A 3,560-nucleotide genomic window follows, 5' to 3' on the forward strand; every position below is an offset into this window, starting at 1 on the left:
TCATGATGAACCCTGTTCCATGGCTCCAGATGACAAACATGATCTCATATCAGGGACTTGTTCGCACCTTCCTTAGACCAGTGATACCGATACAAGCCAAAAGGAAGGGTGTCAACTTCATATCCATGTCTTCAGTTATCCCGATAGAAAATTGAATTTATGATGCAAAAACCGCATTAACTCATTGTTTATAAATGGAATAACACAATGAGGCTGTTTATTGTACTCATATGGGTGTTTTTTGATGTGTTCATATTCACAAATGCCTGGATTGTTTCCAGTGCGCTTGGCTGCATTCGGAATACAGTGCGGCCATGCCGCCAAAATTAGTGGACAACGAGGTGCTGATCTCAATCACCACAGTTTCCAACCGGATTCACACTGATCGCAATAGCCGTGCACTGGTCACATGCTCCGTTACTCCCTACAGAAGCGCACGTGCTTTCCGTTAGTCGCGGTACGTTCATCCCGCGACTGTTGTTGTTCGGGCGCAAAGTGAGATACCAAAAAACTCGTTTCTGATTACGTACATTCCAACCCGTTTGATTGTTATTGCCTATCATGCGCCCAGAGTAGGGAGTAACGGGGAATGGGCTATTTGTGACCAGAAAATTTGTCAATGCGATCAAATTAGTACGGCATCTACTGTGTGAACACTGTGGTACAACGGTGGTAACAGTGTGGCAGGTTTGTGGTCATAGAGTGTTGGGATTGTGGCAAGGATGGTGGTGATAATGTGGTTACAGGTTGGCTGCATTGTGGCAGCAGTGTGGCATTGTGCTCTCGTCAATTCCGAAAACAAGCTGCGGAATTAATCCCTTTCAGGTGCCATACCCTTAATGGCAGAGCGGCACGCGTCACTATCAGGGCGTTTGACATTGCATCCGGAACCTATTTTGCGCACAATGCGCATAAAATATGCTTCTTTGTTAATGTAACACGCTAATAGTGGCAAAAATGGCTATCTTCACCAATCATCTATAGCGAACCAATCTCATCGCTGCGCACGCAGCAGATATTGGTGCTGATGCATATCGCCCCTTGTCACCATGATGCAGTTGAAATTAATTCATGCTGATAACGCTGAAATATTTCCCGACAGGATAGAGAAAAAAATGACGCGATTGATAACGATGCTGGCGCTGGTGTTTGTCGCATCCGTTGCCTCGGCCACCCCCCTGAAACTGCCCTATTTGCCCAATCCGGAGGAAAATTACGAACTGGGCCTGCTCAAACTCGCACTCTCCTATAGCGAGGAGCCCTACCAGTTCAGCTTTGCCGCCGAGGAGCAGAACGACGAGAGCCGTATCGCCGAGATTGAGCGCGGCGGCCTGGATCTGTTCTGGGCGGCGACCAACCAGGATCTGGAGCGCCGTCTCTTGCCGGTGCGCATCCCCTTGTACAAGGGGCTGCTGGGCCACCGCCTGCTGGTGATCCGCCAGCAGGATGCGGCCCGCTTTGCCCCGATCCGCACCCTGGAGGAGCTGGCCAGACTCAAGGCCGGTCAAGGCCGCTTCTGGACCGACACCCGCATCCTCAGGGAGGCCGGGCTCAATGTGGTGACGGCGGTCAAGACCGCCAGCCTCTACCCCATGCTGGATGGCGGCCGCTTTGACTACTATCCGCGCGGCGCCGGCGAGGCATTGCGCGAGCTTGACGAGCAGCGAGGCTTCCCCCTGATGGTGGAACCTCACCTGCTGCTGATCTACAAGATGCCGCTCTACTTCTTTGTCAGCCAGCACAATGCTCAGCTGGCGCAGCGCATCGAGCAGGGGCTGGAGCAGGCCATCGCCGATGGCAGCTTCGATCGCTACTTTTATGCCCATCCTGCCATCAAGGCGGTGCTGCAAGGTTCCAACATGAAACAGCGCACCGCCATCTATCTGGATAACCCGGATCTGCCGGCAAGCACGCCGCTGCAGCGCGCCGAACTCTGGTTTGATTACACCCGTGAGGTAACTGAGTAATGCCAAAAACTCTTAATAGCAAGATCGTCTGCCTGCTGCTGGTGGCGGGCCTGCTGGGCACCCTGCTGGGCCTGACCGGTGGGCGTTGGGTGCTGGCGCGCCATCTACAGGCAGAATTTTCTGCCCAGACCGCCGCACTGGGCGAGTTGGCCCAGGTGGCACTGGATGAGCCTGTTTTTACCTATGACTATGAACAGGGCAAGAAGCTGGCCGAGGCACTGGTAAGCCAGCCGCAGATCGCCAGCATCCGCATCACAGACCACAGGGGCAAGTTGCTGGCCGAGGCGCAGCGCCCCGCCACCGGCGACTTGCTGGCGGCCCAGGCCGATATCCACCATGGCGAGGACGTCACGGGGCGGATGGAAATCCAGTACGACACAGGCCCGGTTGCCGCCAGCCTGGGGGCCCTGATGCAGGTGCTGATCGGCCTGATAGTGCTGCTGCTGGCCGGTATCTCGGCGCTGATTTTCATCGCCATGAAGCGCATCGTGGTCACACCGCTCAATGCCGTGACCCGCTTGCTGGAGCAGATGGCCAGTGGCCGTGGCGACCTGACCCAGCGTCTGCCCACCGGGCGTGACGACGAGCTGGGCCGTCTGGCCAAGGCATTCAATGCGGTGATGGTGACCCTGGCCGAGCTGGTTTCCGGGCTGACCCAGATCGGGCGCCAGGTCAACAGCTCCACCGACCGACTGGAGCAGGTGGCCGCCCAGACCCACGAGCATATCGAGCAGCAACAGCAGGAGATCGAACAGGTCGCCACGGCGCTGCACGAGATGTCGATGACCGCCAACGAGGTGGCCCAGCATGCCGAAACCACGGCCGAGGCCACCCACGAAGCGAATCGCTTTGCCAGCGAGGGCTATGCCCGAGTCCAGGAAAACTTCTCACTGATCGCCGCGCTGCGCACCGACATGGATGGTTCCGCCAGCCAGTTGCAGACGCTGCGCGAGACCTCCGCCGAAATCGGCAACATAGTGGTGGTGATCCAGAGCATCGCCGAGCAGACCAACCTGCTGGCACTCAATGCCGCCATCGAGGCGGCGCGGGCCGGTGAGCAGGGCCGCGGCTTTGCGGTGGTAGCAGACGAGGTGCGGTCGCTGGCCAGCAAGACCCAGCAGAGCACCAAGGAGATAGAGGTGATCATCCATCAGCTGCAACAGGCCTCCGATGTCGCCTACGACGGCATGCAGAAGAACCAGCAGGCGGTGCAGCACGCAAATGACATCGCCGCCTCGCTGCAGGAGGTGCTGCAGGGCATCGAATCACGCATCGGCAGTGTCAATGCCATGAATGCCCAGGTGGCGACCGCCGCCCATGAGCAGAGCTCGGTAGCTGAAGAGATCAGCCGCAACGTGGAGTCGGTCAAGGGGCTGTCGGTGCGCCTGGGCGAACTGGGGCAGGGCGTGACCGAACAGGCGCAGCAGGTTCGCCGTCAGAACCAGACCCTCAACGGTGAATTGGCCCAGTTCACACTGTAATTTGCCCCGCTAACGGCGCCCGGCCTGGGCGCCGTTTTTCTAGGGAAGGTGCGAATAAGCGGGGAAATTCTTCTCGGCTGACTCAGTCATTTCATTTCTTCATGTTTGAGCC

General features: G+C 57.3%; 2 protein-coding genes. Both read left to right on the forward strand.

Annotated elements, in window-relative coordinates:
• Positions 1–1,115 precede the first annotated feature (1,115 nt).
• Positions 1,116–1,967 carry a diguanylate cyclase gene (locus OKC28_RS22765; RefSeq protein ID WP_182975784.1) on the forward strand — a complete coding sequence of 284 codons (852 nt, stop codon included), beginning with the start codon at positions 1,116–1,118 and terminating at the stop codon, positions 1,965–1,967.
• Positions 1,967–3,448, forward strand: a complete 1,482-nt coding sequence (locus OKC28_RS22770) for a methyl-accepting chemotaxis protein (protein ID WP_202042030.1) — start codon at positions 1,967–1,969, stop codon at positions 3,446–3,448. The genes OKC28_RS22765 and OKC28_RS22770 overlap by 1 nt, the downstream gene beginning before the upstream one ends.
• Positions 3,449–3,560 lie beyond the last annotated feature (112 nt).

This window comes from Aeromonas sp. D3, assembly GCF_027705025.1.
GTDB classification, from domain to species: domain Bacteria; phylum Pseudomonadota; class Gammaproteobacteria; order Enterobacterales; family Aeromonadaceae; genus Aeromonas; species Aeromonas salmonicida.

Bases quoted from the DNA above. Each gene is read 5' to 3' on its own strand.
- OKC28_RS22770 (WP_202042030.1), top strand. From the start codon at position 1,967: ATGCCAAAAACTCTTAATAGCAAGATCGTCTGCCTGCTGCTGGTGGCG.
- OKC28_RS22765 (WP_182975784.1), top strand. From the start codon at position 1,116: ATGACGCGATTGATAACGATGCTGGCGCTGGTGTTTGTCGCATCCGTT.